This window comes from Streptomyces rhizosphaerihabitans, from assembly GCF_025399795.1.
Classification (GTDB): Bacteria; Actinomycetota; Actinomycetes; order Streptomycetales; family Streptomycetaceae; genus Streptomyces; species Streptomyces rhizosphaerihabitans.
Map to the genome: position 1 here is coordinate 143037 of NZ_JAODTZ010000013.1, position 18995 is coordinate 162031.

Annotated in this window: 17 protein-coding genes; 10 read left to right on the forward strand and 7 right to left on the reverse strand. The window is 70.3% G+C overall.

Features of this window, described 5'->3' with window-relative positions:
• The first annotated feature begins 252 nt into the window (after window positions 1-252).
• From N4G66_RS15820 to N4G66_RS15845, 6 genes are all read left to right on the forward strand, one after another.
• Entirely contained in the window at window positions 253-2631 is a 2379-nt protein-coding gene (locus tag N4G66_RS15820; RefSeq protein ID WP_261704738.1) for a SulP family inorganic anion transporter, read from the forward strand.
• Window positions 2632-3138: 507 nt separating this feature from the next.
• Window positions 3139-5139 (forward strand): acetate--CoA ligase, encoded by a 2001-nt coding sequence (gene acs / locus N4G66_RS15825; protein WP_261704739.1) that lies wholly within the window; start codon window positions 3139-3141, stop codon window positions 5137-5139.
• 389 nt (window positions 5140-5528) lie between these two features.
• Window positions 5529-6923, forward strand: coding sequence for a Na+/H+ antiporter NhaA (gene nhaA, locus N4G66_RS15830; RefSeq protein ID WP_261704740.1), 1395 nt, complete (start codon window positions 5529-5531; stop codon window positions 6921-6923).
• A 43-nt stretch (window positions 6924-6966) separates the two neighbouring features.
• Complete coding sequence (locus tag N4G66_RS15835; RefSeq protein WP_261704741.1) at window positions 6967-7443, forward strand: phage holin family protein; 477 nt, start codon at window positions 6967-6969, stop codon at window positions 7441-7443.
• Complete coding sequence (locus tag N4G66_RS15840) at window positions 7440-8390, forward strand: alpha/beta fold hydrolase (protein WP_261704742.1); 951 nt, start codon at window positions 7440-7442, stop codon at window positions 8388-8390. Before N4G66_RS15835 ends, N4G66_RS15840 begins: the two co-directional genes overlap by 4 nt.
• A 162-nt stretch (window positions 8391-8552) precedes the next feature.
• Window positions 8553-8732, forward strand: coding sequence for a hypothetical protein (locus N4G66_RS15845; protein ID WP_261704743.1), 180 nt, complete (start codon window positions 8553-8555; stop codon window positions 8730-8732).
• Window positions 8733-8747: 15 nt separating this feature from the next.
• On the opposite strand, the gene N4G66_RS15850 is transcribed toward N4G66_RS15845, so the two are convergent.
• The 3 genes from N4G66_RS15850 to nth are packed head-to-tail and all read right to left on the reverse strand — an operon-like array spanning window position 8748 to window position 11764.
• A complete protein-coding gene (locus N4G66_RS15850; RefSeq protein WP_261704744.1) occupies window positions 8748-9947 on the reverse strand; it encodes a MarP family serine protease in 1200 nt (399 codons plus the stop codon).
• Window positions 9948-9960: 13 nt separating this feature from the next.
• Complete coding sequence (locus N4G66_RS15855) at window positions 9961-10671, reverse strand: NUDIX hydrolase (RefSeq protein WP_261704745.1); 711 nt, start codon at window positions 10669-10671, stop codon at window positions 9961-9963.
• Window positions 10672-10723: 52 nt separating this feature from the next.
• A complete protein-coding gene (gene nth / locus N4G66_RS15860) occupies window positions 10724-11764 on the reverse strand; it encodes an endonuclease III (protein ID WP_261704746.1) in 1041 nt (346 codons plus the stop codon).
• A gap of 336 nt (window positions 11765-12100) precedes the next feature.
• Here nth and N4G66_RS15865 point away from each other — a divergent pair, with 336 nt between their 5' ends.
• Both N4G66_RS15865 and N4G66_RS15870 read left to right on the forward strand, forming a co-directional pair.
• Window positions 12101-12775, forward strand: a complete 675-nt coding sequence (locus N4G66_RS15865) for a Crp/Fnr family transcriptional regulator (RefSeq protein ID WP_006382668.1) — start codon at window positions 12101-12103, stop codon at window positions 12773-12775.
• Window positions 12776-13038: 263 nt separating this feature from the next.
• Window positions 13039-13857: a nucleotidyltransferase gene (locus tag N4G66_RS15870; protein WP_261704747.1), complete on the forward strand. Its 819-nt coding sequence runs from the start codon at window positions 13039-13041 to the stop codon at window positions 13855-13857.
• A 49-nt stretch (window positions 13858-13906) separates the two neighbouring features.
• Here the strand turns inward: N4G66_RS15870 and N4G66_RS15875 are convergent, their stop codons facing one another.
• The 4 genes from N4G66_RS15875 to N4G66_RS15890 form a co-directional block, all read right to left on the reverse strand.
• Complete coding sequence (locus N4G66_RS15875; protein WP_261704748.1) at window positions 13907-14737, reverse strand: MBL fold metallo-hydrolase; 831 nt, start codon at window positions 14735-14737, stop codon at window positions 13907-13909.
• A complete protein-coding gene (locus N4G66_RS15880; RefSeq protein WP_261704749.1) occupies window positions 14734-15603 on the reverse strand; it encodes an NUDIX hydrolase in 870 nt (289 codons plus the stop codon). The genes N4G66_RS15875 and N4G66_RS15880 overlap by 4 nt, the downstream gene beginning before the upstream one ends.
• Window positions 15604-15832: 229 nt before the next feature.
• Window positions 15833-16303 carry a RidA family protein gene (locus N4G66_RS15885; RefSeq protein WP_261704750.1) on the reverse strand — a complete coding sequence of 157 codons (471 nt, stop codon included), beginning with the start codon at window positions 16301-16303 and terminating at the stop codon, window positions 15833-15835.
• The gene (locus N4G66_RS15890) at window positions 16300-16461 is read right to left on the reverse strand and encodes a DUF4177 domain-containing protein (RefSeq protein WP_261704751.1); all 162 of its coding nucleotides are present in this window, start codon (window positions 16459-16461) and stop codon (window positions 16300-16302) included. The genes N4G66_RS15885 and N4G66_RS15890 overlap by 4 nt, the downstream gene beginning before the upstream one ends.
• Before the next feature lie 126 nt (window positions 16462-16587).
• Between N4G66_RS15890 and N4G66_RS15895 the strand changes: the two genes are divergently transcribed.
• On the forward strand, window positions 16588-17565 hold the full coding sequence (locus N4G66_RS15895; protein WP_261704752.1) for an ArsA family ATPase: 978 nt from the start codon (window positions 16588-16590) through the stop codon (window positions 17563-17565).
• On the forward strand, window positions 17562-18950 hold the full coding sequence (locus tag N4G66_RS15900; protein ID WP_261704753.1) for an ArsA family ATPase: 1389 nt from the start codon (window positions 17562-17564) through the stop codon (window positions 18948-18950). The genes N4G66_RS15895 and N4G66_RS15900 overlap by 4 nt, the downstream gene beginning before the upstream one ends.
• The last annotated feature ends 45 nt before the right edge of the window (window positions 18951-18995 follow it).

Sequence of the window (18995 nt, forward strand, 5' to 3'; positions counted from 1 at the left end):
AGGTTCCACGGGACCGAGAAGGAATAAATACGACAAGCTGACTAAAAGCGGACTTCACCTCAAGGAGTGAAATCCTGCCCCATTTGCCCCTAATTTCGACACCATCCCTTTACTCTGCATTACGATCCGTTTACCGAGCGTTGAAAGTCCCGCCGCTGCACGCCGTGACCCACGGCCGCGACCCGCCCCCCGCCGCTTCGGACGGGGGATCACCTGTTCCGCGACCGCGCCGCCCCGGAGGAGACGGGAACCATGTCTGCCTGCGTCCCCACCCGCGCCGCCGACCCGACTCGGCCCGCGCACACCCACAGTCCCCCGCCGACCCCGCCCCGGCGCTTCCGTGTCGCGGGCGCCGATCTGTCGGCCTCGATCGCGGTCTTCCTGATCGCCCTCCCCCTGTCCCTCGGCATCGCCCTCGCCACCGGCGCGCCGCTTCAGGCCGGCCTTGTCGCCGCCGCCGCGGGCGGGCTCGTCGCGGGGCGCCTCGGCGGCTCACCGCTCCAGGTGAGCGGGCCCGCCGCCGGACTGACGGTCGTCACGGCCGAGCTCATCCACCACTACGGATGGCGCGCGACCTGCGCCATCACCGTGCTCGCGGGAATCGTCCAACTGGGCCTCGGCTGCCTGCGCGTGGCCCGTACGGCCCTGGCCGTGAGCCCCGCGATCGTGCACGGCGTGCTCGCCGGAATCGGCGTGACCATCGCCGTCGCCCAGCTGCACATCGTGCTGGGAGGCACCCCGCAGAGCTCCGTCCTGGACAACCTCATCGCGCTGCCGGACCAGGTGGCCCGCATGCACCCCGCGGCGGTGTCGATGAGCATGCTGACGCTGGCGCTGCTGCTTGCCTGGCCGCGCATTCCCGGGCGGACCGGGCAGGTACTGCGCAGGGTCCCCGCCGCGCTGGTCGCCGTCGCCGGAGCCACCGCGACCGCCTCGCTCGCTGGACTGACGCTGCCCCGGGTGGACCTGCCGTCCTGGAGCAGCCACGCGCTGGCCGGACTGCCCGAGGGTCCGGTTCTCGGCATCGCCGCCGCCGTCCTCACCGTGACGCTGGTGTGCAGCGTGCAGTCGCTGCTCGGCGCCGTCGCGGTGGACAAACTGGTGAGCGGTCGCCCGGAACTCCAGGCACGCGTGGGCCGTTCCCGCCTCGACCGGGAGCTACTCGGGCAGGGTGCCGCCAATGTCGTCTCCGGCACGCTCGGCGGTCTGCCCGTCGCCGGGGTCGCCGTACGCAGTTCAGCGAATGTGCGAGCTGGCGCCGTCAGCCGGAACTCCACGATGCTGCACGGCGTTTTCGTAGTAATTGCCGCGCTGCTGATGGTCCCGATCCTGGAGCTGATCCCCCTCGCATCGCTCGCCGCCCTGGTGATGGCCGTCGGCATCCAGATGGTGTCCCTGCACCACATTCGCACGGTCACGCGCCACCGCGAGGTGCTGGTGTACGCCGTCACCACGCTCGGCGTCGTGTTCCTCGGAGTTCTCGAGGGCGTGGCGCTGGGTGTCTCCGTGGCCGTCGGTGTCGCCCTGCACCGACTCGGACGCACCCGCATCACGCACGAAGAGAGGGAAGGAGTCCATCACGTACATGTACGAGGTCAGTTGACGTTCCTCGCGGTGCCTCGACTGAGCCGCACCCTGCATCTCGTGCCCCAAGGGGCTGACACTGTCGTGGAATTGGACGGATCGTTCATGGACCACGCGGCGTACGAGTCGCTGCATGACTGGCAGAGCGCGCATATCGCCAGGGGAGGTACGGTCGATCTCGCCGGGCGAACCGGAACACGGATCGCCGAGCCCGCGGACTCCAGACACTGCCGCTGCCGGCCCTGGACACCCTGGCGGAACCACCAGTGCGAAACCTCCGCCGATCCGGGGTCCGCTCCCTCGGACGCCCCTCCGGCCGGGCAGGGCGAGGGGGCCGGCGAGGCCAGACCGAGCGGGAACCAACTGGCGCGCGGCATCAGCGCGTTCCAGCGCAACACCGCGCCCCTGGTGCGGGACGAGCTGGCACGGCTCGCACGGGAAGGACAGCGGCCGTCCCAGCTGTTCCTGACCTGTGCCGACTCCCGGCTCGTCACCTCGATGATCACATCCAGTGGTCCGGGCGACCTCTTCGTCGTGCGGAATGTGGGCAACCTCGTGCCGTTGCCCGGAGAGGAGAGCGGGGACGACTCTGTGGCTGCGGCCATCGAGTACGCGGTGGACGTGCTGAAGGTGCGGTCCATCACAGTGTGCGGACACTCCGGGTGCGGTGCCATGCAGGCCCTGTTGGCGTCGGAGCCCGGAGGGGCGCTCACGCCGCTCAAGCGGTGGCTGCGGCACGGGCAGCCGAGCCTGGACCGGATGGGCGCCGACGACCGGCCGTGGGCGCGGCTCACCGGACGGGCGTCCGCCGACACGGTGGAGCAGCTCTGTCTGACCAACGTGGTGCAGCAGTTGGAGCACCTGCGGGCCCACGAGTCCGTGGCGCGGGCCCTGCGGGAGGGCGTGCTCGAACTGCACGGAATGTACTTCCACGTCGGGGAGGCCCAGGCCTATCTGCTGGCCGACGCCGACGGAGCCGAACTGTTCGATCACGTGGGCGCGTTCGATCATGTGGGTGCGGCGGAGGATCTACGGCATCCGGCGTGATCGGGCGGTGGTGCGCGGCCCCGGTCGGCGGGACCGCGCACCACGTACGACCTCCGCTGTCGACGCTCCGGCCCCGATCGCGGGACGAGGAGGCCGACACGCTTGGCCACGGAAGGAGATGCGAGGCGTCCCGGCACCGAATACGGAGGTGCCGGGGAACGGAATACCGAGGTGCCGGGGAGTTTTCGGCGTGGCGCGGGGGCCGTCCGTAGCAGGGAAGGGTCCCGGGCCTGTTCCGCGAGTCGTCCTCGTGTCCGTGGTTGTGGTTGTGGTTGCGGTTGCGGTTGTGGTTGTGGTCCATGTGAACCCGGTGGGCGGAGCGTACGTGCCCCAGGGGCAGACTCGTACGGACTCGTGTGGTCTCGTGAGAGGCAGCGGGGCCGTCGCGGGGCAAGGGCGTGCGCGTGGACCGTGGACCGAACGCCCGGACCAGCGATGCTGGACAGGGATAGGTCTAAACCAATTTCGGATCGGGCCTTGTCATCGAGCCCCCCGGTCTGATGAGCTGTGGTCTGGGACACAACGGACACCCTGGGAAAGGGAGATGTCGTGAGCAACGAAAGCCTGGCCAACCTGCTGAAGGAAGAGCGCAGGTTCGCGCCGCCCGCCGACCTGGCGGCGAACGCCAATGTCACCGCGGAGGCGTATGAGCAGGCCAAGGCTGACAGGCTCGGCTTCTGGGCCGAGCAGGCCCGCCGGCTGACCTGGGCCACCGAACCGACCGAGACGCTGGACTGGTCCAATCCGCCGTTCGCGAAGTGGTTCGCCGACGGAAAACTGAACGTCGCGTACAACTGCGTGGACCGGCACGTCGAGGCCGGGAACGGTGACCGCGTCGCCATCCACTTCGAGGGCGAGCCGGGCGACAGCCGGGCCATCACCTACGCCGAGCTCAAGGACGAGGTGTCGAAGGCCGCGAACGCCCTCACCGAGCTGGGCATCGGCAAGGGCGACCGGGTCGCCGTCTACCTGCCGATGATCCCCGAGGCCGTCGTCGCGATGCTGGCCTGTGCCCGTATCGGCGCCGCGCACTCGGTGGTCTTCGGCGGGTTCTCCGCGGACGCGATCGCCACCCGCATCAAGGACGCCGACGCCAAGCTGGTCATCACCTCCGACGGTGGCTACCGGCGCGGGAAGCCGTCCGCGCTCAAGCCCGCCGTCGACGACGCCGTCAGCCGGGTCGACGGGGTCGACAAAGTGCTCGTGGTGCGCCGTACCGGTGAGGACGTCGCCTGGACCGAGGGCCGCGACGTGTGGTGGCACGACATCGTCGGACGGCAGTCGGCCGAGCACACACCGGAGGCCTTCGACGCCGAGCACCCGCTGTTCATCCTCTACACGTCCGGGACCACCGGGAAGCCGAAGGGCATCCTGCACACCTCGGGCGGCTACCTCACACAGGCCTCGTACACGCACAACGCCGTCTTCGACCTCAAGCCCGAGACCGACGTGTACTGGTGCACGGCCGACATCGGCTGGGTCACCGGGCACTCGTACATCACGTACGGACCGCTCTCGAACGGCGCGACGCAGGTGATGTACGAGGGGACCCCGGACACGCCGCACCAGGGCCGGTTCTGGGAGATCGTCCAGAAGTACGGGGTGACGATCCTGTACACGGCGCCCACGGCCATCCGTACGTTCATGAAGTGGGGCGACGACATCCCCGCGAAGTTCGACCTGTCGTCGCTGCGGGTGCTCGGGTCGGTCGGCGAGCCGATCAACCCCGAGGCGTGGATCTGGTACCGCAAGCACATCGGCGGGGACCGTACGCCGATCGTCGACACCTGGTGGCAGACCGAGACCGGCGCGATGATGATCTCGCCGCTGCCCGGGGTCACCGAGACGAAGCCGGGCTCGGCACAGCGGGCCCTGCCCGGCATCGCGGCGACGGTGGTCGACGACGAGGCGAACGAGGTACCCGACGGCGGTGGCGGCTACCTCGTGCTGACCGAGCCGTGGCCGTCCATGCTGCGTACGATCTGGGGCGACGACCAGCGGTTCCTCGACACGTACTGGTCGCGCTTCGAGGGCAAGTACTTCGCCGGGGACGGGGCCAAGAAGGACGACGACGGCGACATCTGGCTTCTGGGGCGTGTCGACGACGTGATGCTCGTGTCCGGGCACAACATCTCGACGACCGAGGTCGAGTCGGCCCTCGTCTCCCACCCGTCGGTCGCCGAGGCGGCGGTCGTGGGCGCCGCGGACGAGACCACCGGGCAGGCGATCGTCGCCTTCGTCATCCTGCGCGGCACCGCGTCCGCCGAGGACGAAGGGCTCGTCGCCGACCTGCGCAACCACGTGAGCACCACCCTCGGTCCGATCGCCAAGCCGAAGCGGGTCCTGCCGGTGGCCGAGCTGCCGAAGACCCGGTCCGGGAAGATCATGCGCCGCCTGCTGCGCGACGTGGCCGAGAACCGCGAGCTCGGGGACGTCACCACCCTCACCGACTCCGCGGTGATGGACCTGATCCAGGCGAAGCTGCCGGCCGCACCCAGCGAGGACTGAGGCGGGCCCACCCAGCCGACCCGCCCCTGAGGGGTGCGGGAGCACCCCCGTGCTCCCGCACCCCTCACGCATTCCCGCACCGCAGCACCGCAGCACCGCAGCACCGCAGCACCGCAGCACCGCAGCACCGCAGCACCGCAGCACCGCAGCACCGCAGCACCGCAGCACCGCAGCACCGCAGCACCGCAGCCGCCGGAGTGTGCCCCCGCTCAGCCCAACCAGCACGCCCTGCACCCGGTTTGGTCGTAATGTGAAGATCCAGCACCGACCCGGCCGCATCTTAGGTAAAGTAAGCAAAGCGTCAGAGGCGCGACAAGATCGTTCATGGTGTGCCGGGAAGTCTGGTCGGCGAGTGCTCAGTCCTGCCTGCTCGACCGGAGGTCCTCCTCGTGCCCGCGCCCCCCACCACCACCCGTAAGTTCTTCGGCCGGATGTCCCTGCCCGAGCGGAACTTCGTGGCGGACGCGCTGCGCACCGAGACCGTGGGCGGAGTGCTGCTGCTGATCGCGGCGGTCGCGGCGCTGATCTGGGCGAACACACTGCCGGACAGCTACGAGACCGTCTCGCACTACCACTTCGGGCCCGCGGCGCTCGGGCTCGACCTGTCCGTCGAGCACTGGGCGGCCGACGGACTGCTGGCCGTGTTCTTCTTCGTCGCCGGGATCGAGCTGAAGCGCGAGCTGGTGGCCGGGGATCTGCGGGACCCGAAGGCCGCGGTGCTGCCCGTGGTCGCCGCGGTCTGCGGCATGGTCGTTCCCGCGGTCGTCTACGTCCTGACCAACGTGTTCGGCGGAGGCTCACTCGAAGGATGGGCCGTCCCCACCGCCACCGACATCGCCTTCGCGCTCGCCGTGCTCGCCGTCATCGGGACGTCATTGCCGTCGGCTCTGCGCGCCTTCCTGCTGACCCTCGCCGTCGTCGACGACCTGTTCGCGATCCTGATCATCGCGGTCTTCTTCACCGACTCCATCAACCTCGCGGCGCTCGGCGGGGCCGTCGTGGGCCTCGGCGTCTTCTGGCTGCTGCTGCGCAAGGGCGTCCGCGGCTGGTACGTGTATGTCCCGCTCGCCCTGGTCATCTGGGGCCTGATGTACAACAGCGGCATCCACGCCACCATCGCCGGTGTCGCCATGGGTCTGATGCTGCGCTGCCACCCGCTGGAAGGCGAGGAGCACTCCCCCGGCGAGCACATCGAGCATCTGGTTCGCCCGGTGTCGGCGGGACTCGCGGTGCCGCTGTTCGCCCTGTTCAGCGCCGGCGTCGCGATCTCCGGCGGAGCGATCCACGATGTGTTCACCCGGCCCGAGACACTCGGCGTGGTGCTCGGGCTCGTCGTCGGCAAGGCGGTCGGCATCTTCGGCGGTACGTGGCTGACGGCCCGGTTCACCAGGGCCTCGCTCAGTGACGAACTGGAATGGGCAGACGTCGCCGCAGTCGCCACCCTCGCCGGCATCGGCTTCACCGTCTCCCTGCTCATCGGCGAGCTCGCCTTCGAAGGCAATACGAGCCTCACCGACGAGACCAAGGCCGCCGTCCTGATCGGCTCGTTCATCGCGGCCGTGCTCGCCACCGCGCTGCTGAAGATGCGCAACGCCAAATACCGCGCGCTGTGCGAGGCCGAGGAACGCGACGAGGACCTCGACGGCATCCCCGACATCTACGAAGAGGACAAACCGGAGTACCACCTGCGCATGGCCGCGATCTACGAGCGGAAGGCCGCGGAACACCGCAGGCTTGCCGAAGTGGCGGGTGGGGCAAGCGAGGGGAACGACGGTCCGGCATGATCTGACAGGACCGTACAAACACATGCAGAAGAGGGAGATCGCGATGAGCGCACCCGACGGCAGCCCGGTCGGCGCCGAACGCAGTATCGGCCAGTTGGTCGCCTCGGCGACGACCGAGATGTCCGCACTGGTGCACGACGAGATCGCACTGGCGAAGGCGCAGCTCAAGCAGGACGTCAAGCGCGGCGCGGCCAGCGGCGGCGCGTTCGGGGCGGCCGGCACCGTGCTGATCTTCTCCCTGCCGATGCTCAATTTCGCCCTCGCGTACGGCATCCGGACCTGGAGCGACTGGAATCTCGCGATCTGTTTCCTGCTGTCGTTCGCGGCCAACGTGCTGGTCGCGGCCGTCCTCGCGCTGATCGGCACGGTCTTCGCGAAGAAGACCAAGAAGAGCCAGGGCCCGCAGAAGGTGGCCGCCTCCATGAAGGAGACGGCGGGTGTTCTGCAGAACGCCAAGCCGCACCCCCGGCCCGAACCGGTCGAGGACGCCGTCAAGGCTGTGGCACGCTCATCCTCATGACGGACCCCGCCACACCTTCGGCGCAACCCACCTCGGTCGTACGGATCGACCTTCCCGGCGGACAGAAACTGACACACCGCGACGTGGCCGCCAACGGCGCGCGCTTCCACATCGCCGAACTCGGCGACGGGCCGCTCGTCCTGCTGCTGCACGGCTTCCCGCAGTTCTGGTGGACCTGGCGACACCAGCTCGTCGCGCTCGCCGACGCCGGCTTCCGGGCCGTGGCCATGGACCTGCGGGGCGTCGGAGGCAGCGACCGTACCCCGCGCGGCTACGACCCCGCCAACCTCGCGCTCGACATCACCGGGGTCGTACGCTCCCTCGGCGAGCCCGACGCGGCGCTGGTCGGGCACGACCTCGGCGGCTATCTGGCGTGGACGGCGGCCGCCATGCGGCCCAAGCTCGTCCGCCGGCTCGCGGTGTCGTCCATGCCGCATCCGCGGCGCTGGCGTTCCGCCATGCTCTCCGACGTCAAGCAGACGGCGGCGGGCTCGTACATCTGGGGATTCCAGCGCCCATGGATCCCGGAGCGCCAACTCCTCGCCGACGACGGCGCCCTGGTGGGCCGTCTGGTACGCGACTGGTCGGGCCCCCGGCAGCCGGACGAGGACACCCTGGAGACGTACCGCCGGGCCATGCGCATCCCGTCGACCGCGCACTGCTCCATCGAGCCGTACCGGTGGATGGTGCGGTCCATGGCGCGCCCGGACGGGATCCAGTTCAACCGGCGCATGAAGCGGCCGGTGCGGGTGCCGACGCTGCATCTGCACGGCTCACTCGATCCGGTGATGCGGACGCGGAGCGCGGCGGGCTCCGGGGAGTACGTCGAAGCGCCGTACCGCTGGCGGCTGTTCGACGGGCTCGGCCACTTCCCGCACGAAGAGGATCCGGTCGCTTTTTCCACCGAACTGATCAACTGGCTGAAGGATCCGGAACCCGACCGGTGACCCCTCGGTCACCCTTGTGTGACCGCCCGAACGCATCCTGTGCCGTGCCCGGAATGCGGGCCGTGAACACCCGTCCTACGAACAGCCACTTGCCTGGCGCATAGGCCAATTGAAGGGCCGGGGCGCGGTTATCGACCTTGGGGCAGGGGCAGACGTCGGGGTATGGGCTGGACGCACGACTACAGTGACGCAGCACGCAATCGCCGCTCGGCCACGGGTCTGAGCTCCCATCAGAGGGGCACCCCGCAGCTGACGGGCACGGATCCTCGCGTGGGGATTCCGCACATTCTGCGCCGTCGGGCCCGCTGGGTCTCCGTGCGGCTGCGCCATCCACGCGGCTGAGGCTCCGCCCGCCGGTCAGAGTGCGCAGCTGTCGCTGTCCACCTGCTGGTTGGCCGTACGCCCCTTGGCGATGTCCGGCCGGACCTCGTCCGCGGTGAGCGCGTAGCCGGTCTCGGCGTCGTCGAGCGACTTCGCGAAGACCACGCCGTACACCGTGCCCTCGGGTGTCAGCAGCGGTCCGCCGGAGTTGCCCTGGCGGACCGTCGCGTACAGCGAGTAGACATCGCGGCGCACCGTCTTGCGGTGGTAGATGTCCGGTCCGTTGGCCGTGATGCGGCCCCGCACGCGCGCGGGCTGGACGTTGTACGAGCCGTTCTGCGGGAACCCCGCGACGATCGCGCTGTCGCCGCTGCTCGCGTCCTTGGTGCTGAACCGCAGCGCGGGCGCCTTCAGGTTCGGTACGTCGAGCACGGCGATGTCGCGCTCCCAGTCGTACAGGACGACCGTGGCGTCGTACTTCTTCCCCTTACCGCCTATCTGGACGGTGGGTTCGTCCACTCCGCCGACCACGTGCGCGTTGGTCATCACGCGGCGGTCGCTGAAGACGAAACCGCTGCCTTCGAGGACCTTGCCGCAACTCTGGGCGGTTCCCATGACCTTGACGATGGAGTTCTGCGAGCGGGTGGCGACGGGGCTGCCGGCGAGCTGTGGGTCCGGCGGCCGGACCTCTGTGATGGGCTCGTTGGCGAACGGGCTGAAGACCTGCGGGAAGCCGTTCTGCGCGAGGACCGAGGAGAAGTCGGCGAACCAGGTGTTGGCCTGGGAGGGCAGCGCGCGGGACACACCGAGCAGCACCTTGGAGTTGCGGACCTCCTTGCCGAGCGTCGGCAGCGTCGTACCCGCGAGGGCCGAGCCGATCAGCCAGGCGACGAGCAGCATCGCCACGACGTTCACCAGGGCGCCGCCGGTCGCGTCCAGGGCTCTGGCCGGGGACCAAGTGATGTACCGGCGAAGCTTGTTGCCGAGGTGGGTGGTGAGGGCTTGACCGACGGAGGCGCAGACGATCACGACGACCACGGCGACGACGGCGGCGGTCGTACTCACCTTGCTGTCGTCGGTCGTCCAGCTCCAGATGACCGGGAGCAGGTAGACGGCGACGAGACCGCCGCCCAGGAAACCGATCACCGACAGGATGCCGACGACGAAGCCCTGGCGATAGCCCACGATCGCGAACCACACGGCGGCGACCAGCAACAGGATGTCCAGCACATTCACGAAGGTCACCTTGTCACGCGCGCCAGTCGAGCGGGACCTGCTTCTCGCGGTCCCACGGGCGCTCCCAGCCCGCGAAATGCAGGATCTTGTCGATCACTCCGGCCGTGAATCCCCAGACCAGGGCGGATTCGACCAGAAACGCCGGACCTCGGTGACCGCTGGGGTGCACGGTGGTCGCACGGTTGGCCGGATCCGTGAGATCCACCACGGGCACCGTGAAGACCCGGGCCGTCTCGCCCGGGTCGACGACGCCGACCGGCGTCGGGCGGCGCCACCACCCGAGGACAGGGGTGACCACGAAACCGCTGACCGGGATGTACAGCTTGGGCAGCACGCCGAAGAGCTGGACGCCGGTCGGGTCGAGGCCGGTCTCCTCCTCGGCCTCGCGCAGGGCGGCCCGCAGCGGCCCGTCGGCCTTCGGGTCGCCGTCCTCGGGGTCGAGCGCGCCGCCGGGGAAGGACGGCTGCCCGGCGTGCGATCTGAGGGTGCCTGCGCGCTCCATGAGCAGCAGCTCGGGGCCGCGCCGGCCTTCGCCGAAGAGGATGAGCACCGCGGACTGACGGCCCGTGCCGTTCGCGGGCGGCAAGAAGCGGCTCAGCTGGAGCGGTTCCACCGTCTCCGCGGCGTGCGCGACCGGGCCCAGCCAGTCGGGCAGACCGTCCTTGCTGAGCACCGGCCCGCCCTGTCTGTTGCTCGCGTCCTGTGTGTTGCCTGCGCGCTTCATCGCCGCCCCCGTTCTGCTGTTCCCAACGCCCGCCGGGGCCGTGTTCGTTCCGTCATCCGGCACCCAGTGGGGGTGCGGGGATGCCGCCCGCGTCCAGATAGGCCTGCGGGGGGTTGAGCCGCTGGCCGGGGAAGCCGCCCTTCTCGTACTTCAGGAGCTTCTTCGCCTTCTCGGGGTCGGTCTCGCCCTCCCCGTACGCCGGGCAGAGCGGGGCGATGGGGCAGGCGCCGCAGGCGGGCTTGCGGGCGTGGCAGATGCGGCGGCCGTGGAAGATCACGTGGTGCGACAGCATGGTCCACTCGCTCTTGGGGAAGAGCCCGCCGACGGCCGCCTCGATCTTGTCCGGCTCGGTCTCCGCCGTCCACCGCCAGCGCCGCACGAGCCGCTGGAAGTGGGTGTCCACGGTGATCCCGGGCCGCCCGAAGGCGTTGCCGAGCACGACGAAGGCGGTCTTGCGGCCCACACCGGGCAGTTTGACGAGGTCTTCGAGGCGGCCGGGCACCTCGCCCCCGAAGTCGTCCCGCAGGGCCCTGGAGAGCCCTATGACGGACTTGGTCTTGGCCCGGAAGAACCCGGTCGGGCGCAGGATCTCCTCGACCTCCTCCGGGTTCGCCTCGGCGAGGTCCTCGGGGGTCGGGTACTTGGCGAAGAGCGCCGGCGTCGTCTGGTTCACCCGCAGGTCGGTGGTCTGGGCGGACAGGACCGTGGCGACGACCAGCTGGAAGGGGTTCTCGAAGTCCAGCTCCGGGTGGGCGTACGGGTACACCTCGGCGAGCTCGCGGTTGATACGGCGGGCCCGGCGGACGAGGGCGGTGTGCGACTCGTTCCGCGGCGGTTCGGGGGCGACGGGCCGCACAGGTGCCACCTTCTTGGAGACGGCTTCGCCGGACGCCGCCTTCACGGAGACGGCCTCCTTGGAGACCGCCTTTTGGGAGATCGTCTTCTTCGGGACCGCCTTCGCCGGCGTCACCTTCGCGGCGGCCGTTTTCGCGGGTGTCGCCTTTTTGGCGGTCTGACGGGCGGTCTTCTTCGCACTCTTCCCGCCGACCGTCTTCGATGCCGTCTTCGACGCGTTCTTCGGTACCGCCTTCACCGGCGTCGACTTTGCCGCTTTTGTCGATTCTTTGGTTCCGTCGGGGGCCTGTTCGCCCACAGCGGAATCACGACGTACAACCACCCGCCCAGCCCCCTTGGCCTGTGCTCTCACCGGCGATTTGGACACCCGGTCAGCCTAAAGCCCGGCACCGACATCCGCCCCGGACCCTGAAGATCGGCCCCCAATTGGCCCCCTGCCGCACTCGTTGGGACGCCAGTGCGGCAGACTTGTGACTGATCACACTGTTTGGACCGTCCGGCAAGATGGGGAACACGGTCCCCTGGTACCAAGGGGGAACAAGATCCCCTGAGCAGGTCGACAAGGAGAGAACTCGTGGACGACGTTCTGCGGCGCGCCCCGCTCTTCGCGGCGCTCGATGACGAGCAGGCCGCGGAGCTCCGCGCCTCCATGAGTGAGGTGACCCTCGCGCGAGGTGACGCTCTCTTCCATGAGGGCGACCCCGGCGACCGCCTCTATGTGGTCACCGAGGGCAAGGTGAAGCTCCACCGCACCTCCCCCGACGGGCGCGAGAACATGCTGGCCGTCCTCGGCCCCGGTGAGCTGATCGGCGAGCTGTCGCTGTTCGACCCGGGCCCGCGCACGGCGACCGCCACCGCGCTCACCGAGGTCAAGCTGCTCGGCCTCGGCCACGGCGACCTCCAGCCGTGGCTGAACGCGCGGCCCGAGGTGGCCGCCGCCCTGCTGCGCGCCGTCGCACGGCGCCTGCGCAAGACCAACGACCAGATGTCCGACCTGGTCTTCTCCGACGTGCCCGGCCGTGTCGCGCGCGCCCTTCTCGACCTGTCGCGCCGCTTCGGCGTGCAGTCCGAAGAGGGCATCCACGTCGTGCACGACCTCACCCAGGAGGAGTTGGCCCAGCTGGTCGGCGCCTCCCGCGAGACCGTCAACAAGGCGCTCGCCGACTTCGCGGGCCGCGGCTGGCTCCGCCTGGAGGCCCGCGCGGTGATCCTCCTGGACGTGGAGCGGCTCGCCAAGCGCTCGCGCTGACACCTTTGGCCGTACGTCGACGGGGTCCCGCCTTCTTCCGAGGCGGGACCCCGTCGGCGTGACCCTTCGGAGGCGGGACCCTTCGGAGGCGGGACCCTTCGGAGGCGGGACCCGATGTCGTAGCACTTCCGAAGCGGGACCCGGCCGCGGAACCGCTCTCCCGGGCGGGACCCGGCCGACACGGCCGCCCGCGGTTTCCCGCCCCGGCCCGCGCAGCCGTAAATGATCTGCGTCGCGAAGGCCCTTCGGGGCACAGTGGGCGCATGGCCGCCCAGGGACACCGCAGAGGGCTCGACGCCCAGGGATACATCGAGCGCGAGGGATCGCCGACGCGCGTCCCGTACGCCTTCAGGCCCGTCGTCGAGGCGGCCTGTGACCGCATCCTGGACGTCTTCGGGGCCCGGCTGAACGGTGCGTACCTCTACGGCTCGATCCCGCGCGGCACCGCGCGCGTGGGACGTTCCGACCTCGACCTGCTGCTGTCCCTGCGCGACGAGCCGACGGACGCGGACCGCGCCGGCGCCCGGGCGCTCGAAGCGGCGCTCGACAAGGAGTTCGCGGAGATCGACGGGGTGGGAACGCTGCTGTTCAGCCGTACGCGGCTGCTGAGCGACCTGGAGACCTACGACCTCGGCTGGTTCGTCGCCTGCCTCTGTACGCCCCTCCTCGGTGAGGATCTGGCCGAACACCTGCCGCGCTACCGCCCCGACGGGCTGCTGGCCCGCGAGACGAACGGCGATCTCGCCCTGATGCTGCCGCGCTGGCGCGAGCGGATCGCCGCCGCCGCGGACACCGACGAGGCCAGGCGCCCGCTGGTCCGCTCGATGTCGAGGCACCTCGTGCGCACCGGCTTCACACTCGTCATGCCGCGCTGGAACGGCTGGACCAGTGACCTCGGGGAGATGGCCGAGGCGTTCGGCGCGTACTACCCGGAGCGGGCCGCCGACATGCGGAAGGCGACCGTCCGCGGATATGAGCCGACCGGCGAACCTGCCGTGCTCCGCTCGTACGTGGAGGACCTGGGACCGTGGCTCGCCGGGGAGTACGCGCGCGTGCACGGCATCAAGGCGCCCCGCCCGTGAAGGCCTCCTCCAGGACCCCGGAAAACGCCGCAGCGGCCCAGGGCCTGTCCTAGATGAGCCCGTGCTCCCGCAGATAGTCCATCTGCGCCCGCACCGACAGCTCGGCCGCCGGCCACAACGACCGGTCCACGTCCGCGTAGACGCGCGCGACGACCTCGTCCGGCGACCGGTAGCCGTTCTCGACGGCGGTCTCGACCTGGGCGAGCCGGTGGGCGCGATGGGCGAGATAGAACTCGACCGCGCCCTGTGCGTCCTCGAGGACCGGCCCGTGACCGGGCAGGACGGTGTGGACGCCGTCGTCGACCGTCAGCGAGCGGAGCCGGCGCAGGGAGTCGAGATAGTCGCCCAGACGCCCGTCTGGATGGGCCACCACGGTCGTACCGCGCCCCAGGACGGTGTCACCGGTCAGAACGGCCCGATCGGCCGGGAGATGGAAGCACAGCGAGTCGGCGGTGTGCCCCGGGGTCGACACGACACGCAGCTCGAGCCCGCCGAGGTCGATCACATCCCCGGCGGCCAGCCCTTCGTCCCCGAGCCGCAGCGCGGGGTCCAGGGCCCGGACCTTGGTCCCCGACAGTTCGGCGAACCGCGAAGCACCCTCCGCATGATCGGGATGCCCGTGCGTGAGCAGGGTCAGCGCGACACGCTTCCCGGCCTTCTCGGCCGTGTCCAGGACCGTGCGCAGATGTACGTCGTCCAGGGGCCCCGGGTCGATGACGACCGCGAGCTCGGAGCCGGGCTCGGACACGATCCAGGTGTTCGTGCCGTCCAGGGTCATCGCCGAGGCGTTGGGCGCGAGGACGTTCACCGCGCGCGCGGTGGCGGGTCCGGAGAGGACCGCGCCCCGCGGCCGGCCGGGCAGGGCCGCTGCGTCGGTCATGCGGATGCTCCGCCGGTCGGAATGTGCTTGGTGAACTCGTCGTGTCCGGGCCAGGAAAGGACGACCTCGCCCTCCTCCAGGCGCGCCTCGGCCAGGACGGGGGTCAGATCACGGCCGGGCGCGGCGGCGAGGGCCTCCGCGGCCCGCTCGTACTCCACGATCCCGCGCAGGGTCGCGATGGTGGGCGGCATCATCAGCAGCTCGCCCTTGTCGTAGCCGGCCGCCGCGTCGGCCGGACGGATCCACACCGTGCGGTCGGCCTCCGTGGAGGCGTTCCGCGTGCGCTGGCCCTCCGGGAGCACTGCCACGAAGAACCACGTGTCGTAGCGGCGGGACTCGAACTCCGGGGTGATCCAGCGGGCCCAGGCCCCGAGCAGGTCCGAGCGGAGCACGAGTCCTCTGCGGTCGAGGAACTCCGCGAAGGACAGGTCCCTGGCGACCAGGGCCGCCCGGTCCGCCTCCCAGTCGTCCCCCGTCGTGTCGCCGACCACGGTGTCCGGGCTGGGACCGGCGAGCAGGACGCCCGCCTCCTCGTACGTCTCCCGTACGGCCGCGCAGACGACGGCCTGGGCGGAGGTCTCGTCCACGCCGAGCCTCTGGGCCCACCACGCGCGCGTGGGACCCGCCCAGCGGATCTGGTGCTCGTCGTCGCGCGGGTCCACCCCGCCGCCCGGATACGCGTACGCGCCTCCGGCGAAGGCCATGGAGGCGCGTCTGCGCAGCATGTGGACCACGGGACCGGCCTCGCTGTCCTTGACCAGCATCACGGTGGCGGCGCGCCGGGGCGCGACCGGCGTCAGCGTGCCCTCGGCAAGCGCCCGAATCCGCTCCGGCCACTCCGCCGGAAACCATTGCCCATTCCCCATGGCCGGAGGCTATCCCGAGCCGGGCGGATGTTCGAGGCCTCACCGCCCCCACAAGCGCTCCTCGCCCCCTCTGCCTGCCCTTTCCGTACCGGGACTCCGCCCCGGACACCGCTCCCCGGACACCGGAGGGGCGGGGACGCACGTGCAGAAGGGCCGTGCCGGTACATCCCTGATGTACCGGCACGGCCCCGGCCCGCGACGAACCGAGCGCCCGATGACGCCCGGAGGGCTACGCGTGCGTCAGCTCCACCTGGATCTCGACCTCGACCGGCGCGTCCAGCGGCAGCACGGCCACACCGACCGCGCTCCGGGCGTGCACACCCTTGTCGCCCAGCACGGCGCCCAGCAGCTCACTCGCGCCGTTCAGCACACCCGGCTGTCCGGTGAAGTCCGACGCCGAGGCCACGAAGCCCACTACCTTCACGACACGCGCGATGCGGTCGAGGTCGCCCACGACCGACTTCACCGCCGCCAGGGCGTTCAGCGCGCACGTACGGGCCAGCTCCTTGGCCTCCTCGGCGGTGACCTCGGCGCCCACCTTCCCGGTGACCGGAAGCTTCCCGTCCACCATCGGAAGCTGCCCGGCGGTGTACACGTACACGCCCGACTGCACGGCGGGCTGGTACGCGGCCAACGGCGGAACGACACCCGGAAGGGTCAGTCCGAGCTCGGCGAGTTTCGCCTCGACCGCCCCGCTCATGCGGACTTCTCGCGCTTCAGGTAGGCCACCAGCTGCTCGGGGTTGTTCGGCCCGGGCACTACCTGGACGAGCTCCCAGCCGTCCTCGCCCCAGGTGTCCAGAATCTGCTTCGTGGCATGGACGAGCAGCGGCACGGTTGAGTATTCCCACTTGGTCATGTGGCCGACTGTAGCCGCTGAGGACCACCATCTCCCGCCCGAGCCACCCGCTGTCCCGCCCCCGAAAGCGCGGCTTGTCCACAGCCTCCTGCTTACTCCGGCGGCGGACTGGTTAGGCTCGAATACGTGAGCAGGCTCCAGGTCGTCAGCGGCAAGGGCGGTACCGGCAAGACCACGGTAGCCGCGGCCCTCGCGCTCGCCCTCGCGACCGAGGGCAAGCGCGCCCTCCTCGTCGAGGTCGAGGGCAGACAGGGCATCGCGCAGCTCTTCGAGACAGAAGCGCTGCCCTACGAGGAGCGGAAGATCGCCGTCGCTCCGGGCGGCGGGGAGGTGTACGCCCTCGCCATCGACCCCGAACTGGCGCTGCTGGACTACCTCCAGATGTTCTACAAACTGGGCGGCGCCGGCCGCGCCCTGAAAAAGCTCGGCGCGATCGACTTCGCGACCACCATCGCGCCGGGGCTGCGCGACGTGCTCCTCACCGGCAAGGCCTGCGAGGCGGTGCGGCGCAAGGAGAAGAGCGGCCGCTTCACGTACGACTACGTGGTGATGGACGCGCCCCCCACCGGCCGCATCACCCGCTTCCTGAACGTCAACGACGAGGTCGCCGGCCTCGCCAAGATCGGCCCGATACACAATCAGGCCCAGGCCGTCATGCGCGTCCTCAAGTCCCCGGAGACGGCGGTCCACTTGGTGACGCTGCTGGAGGAGATGCCCGTACAGGAGACCGCGGACGGGATCGCGGAGCTGCGCGCCGCGAAACTGCCCGTGGGCCGGATCATCGTGAACATGGTGCGCCCCGCGCTCCTCGACGACACCGACCTGGCACTCGCGGAGACCGCTCCCCGTACGGCGATCGCCAAGTCGCTCTCCGCGGCCGGCCTCGGCGGCGCTCGGCGCGGCGGACTGGCCGAGCGGCTGGTGGGGCCGCTCCTCCAGCAGGCCGGGGAGTACGCCGAGCGGTACGCCCTGGAGACCGAGCAACGGAGCGTCCTGGCCGAGCAGGACCTGCCGCTGCACGAACTCCCGCTGCTCTCCGAGGGCCTGGATCTGGCGGGCCTGTACGAACTGGCCGCACAGCTGCGCAAGCAAGGGATGTCATGAGCCTGGACCCCGCCCGCGTCCTCGATCTCGACCCGCTGCTCGACGACCCGAAGACCCGCATCGTGGTGTGCTGCGGCTCGGGCGGCGTCGGCAAGACGACCACGGCGGCGGCTCTCGGGCTGCGTGCCGCGGAGCGCGGCCGCAAGGTGGTCGTGCTCACCATCGACCCCGCGCGCAGGCTGGCGCAGTCCATGGGCATCGACTCCCTGGACAACACTCCGCGCCGGGTGAAGGGCGTCGAGGGGAGCGGCGAGCTGCACGCCATGATGCTCGACATGAAGCGCACGTTCGACGAGATCGTCGAGGCGCACGCGGACGGCGACCGGGCGGCCGCCATTCTCAACAACCCCTTCTACCAGTCGCTTTCGGCGGGCTTCGCGGGCACGCAGGAGTACATGGCGATGGAGAAGCTGGGCCAGTTGCGGGCGCGCGACGAGTGGGACCTGATCGTGGTCGACACGCCGCCGTCCCGCTCGGCACTGGACTTCCTGGACGCCCCCAAGCGGCTCGGGTCCTTCCTCGACGGGCGGCTGATCCGGCTGCTGACGGCGCCGGCGAAGCTGGGCGGCCGGGCGGGCATGAAGTTCCTGAGCGTCGGGATGTCGATGATGACCGGCACCCTGGGCAAGCTGCTCGGGGGCCAGCTCCTCAAGGACGTCCAGACGTTCGTCGCGGCCATGGACACCACCTTCGGCGGCTTCCGCACGCGGGCCGACGCCACGTACAAACTGCTCCAGGCGCCCGGCACCGCGTTCCTCGTGGTGGCGGCGCCCGAGCGGGACGCGCTGCGCGAGGCCGCGTACTTCGTACAGCGACTGGCCGCTGAGGACATGCCGTTCGCCGGACTGGTGCTCAACCGGGTGCACGGCAGCGGGGCCGCCCGGCTGTCCGCCGAGCGGGCACTCGCCGCCGCGGAGGATCTTGATTCCGTCGACGCGGAAAATCCTGGATCCGCCGCCGCGGAAAATCTTGACGAGGCCCGCATTGTGGATCAGGCGGACGGGAAAGCTGGACTTCGTAACTCTCCCGACACGTACGGCAGTTCAGAATCACCGGCTTCCGAGACACCAGCTCCTGACGAAGGCTCCCCCGCCGCCACGGACAGGACAGCCGCCACGGACCGCACCACCGCTACGGACAAGGCCGCCGCCACGGACCCCGAGCGATCCATCGACCAGCTCACCGCAGGTTTGTTGAGGCTCCACGCCGAGCGCATGCAGCTGCTCTCCCGCGAGCAGCGCACGCGTGACCGCTTCGCCGCGCGCCACCCGGAGGTGCCGGTGGCCGAAGTGGCCGCGCTGCCCGGTGACGTACACGATCTCGCCGGGCTGCGGGACATCGGGAACCGGCTCGCGGCCCACCGGCCGGAGCTGCCCGAAAGCTGAGCATGCGGGAGAGGCCCTGAGGGGACGCCCTCGGCCCTGCCGGCC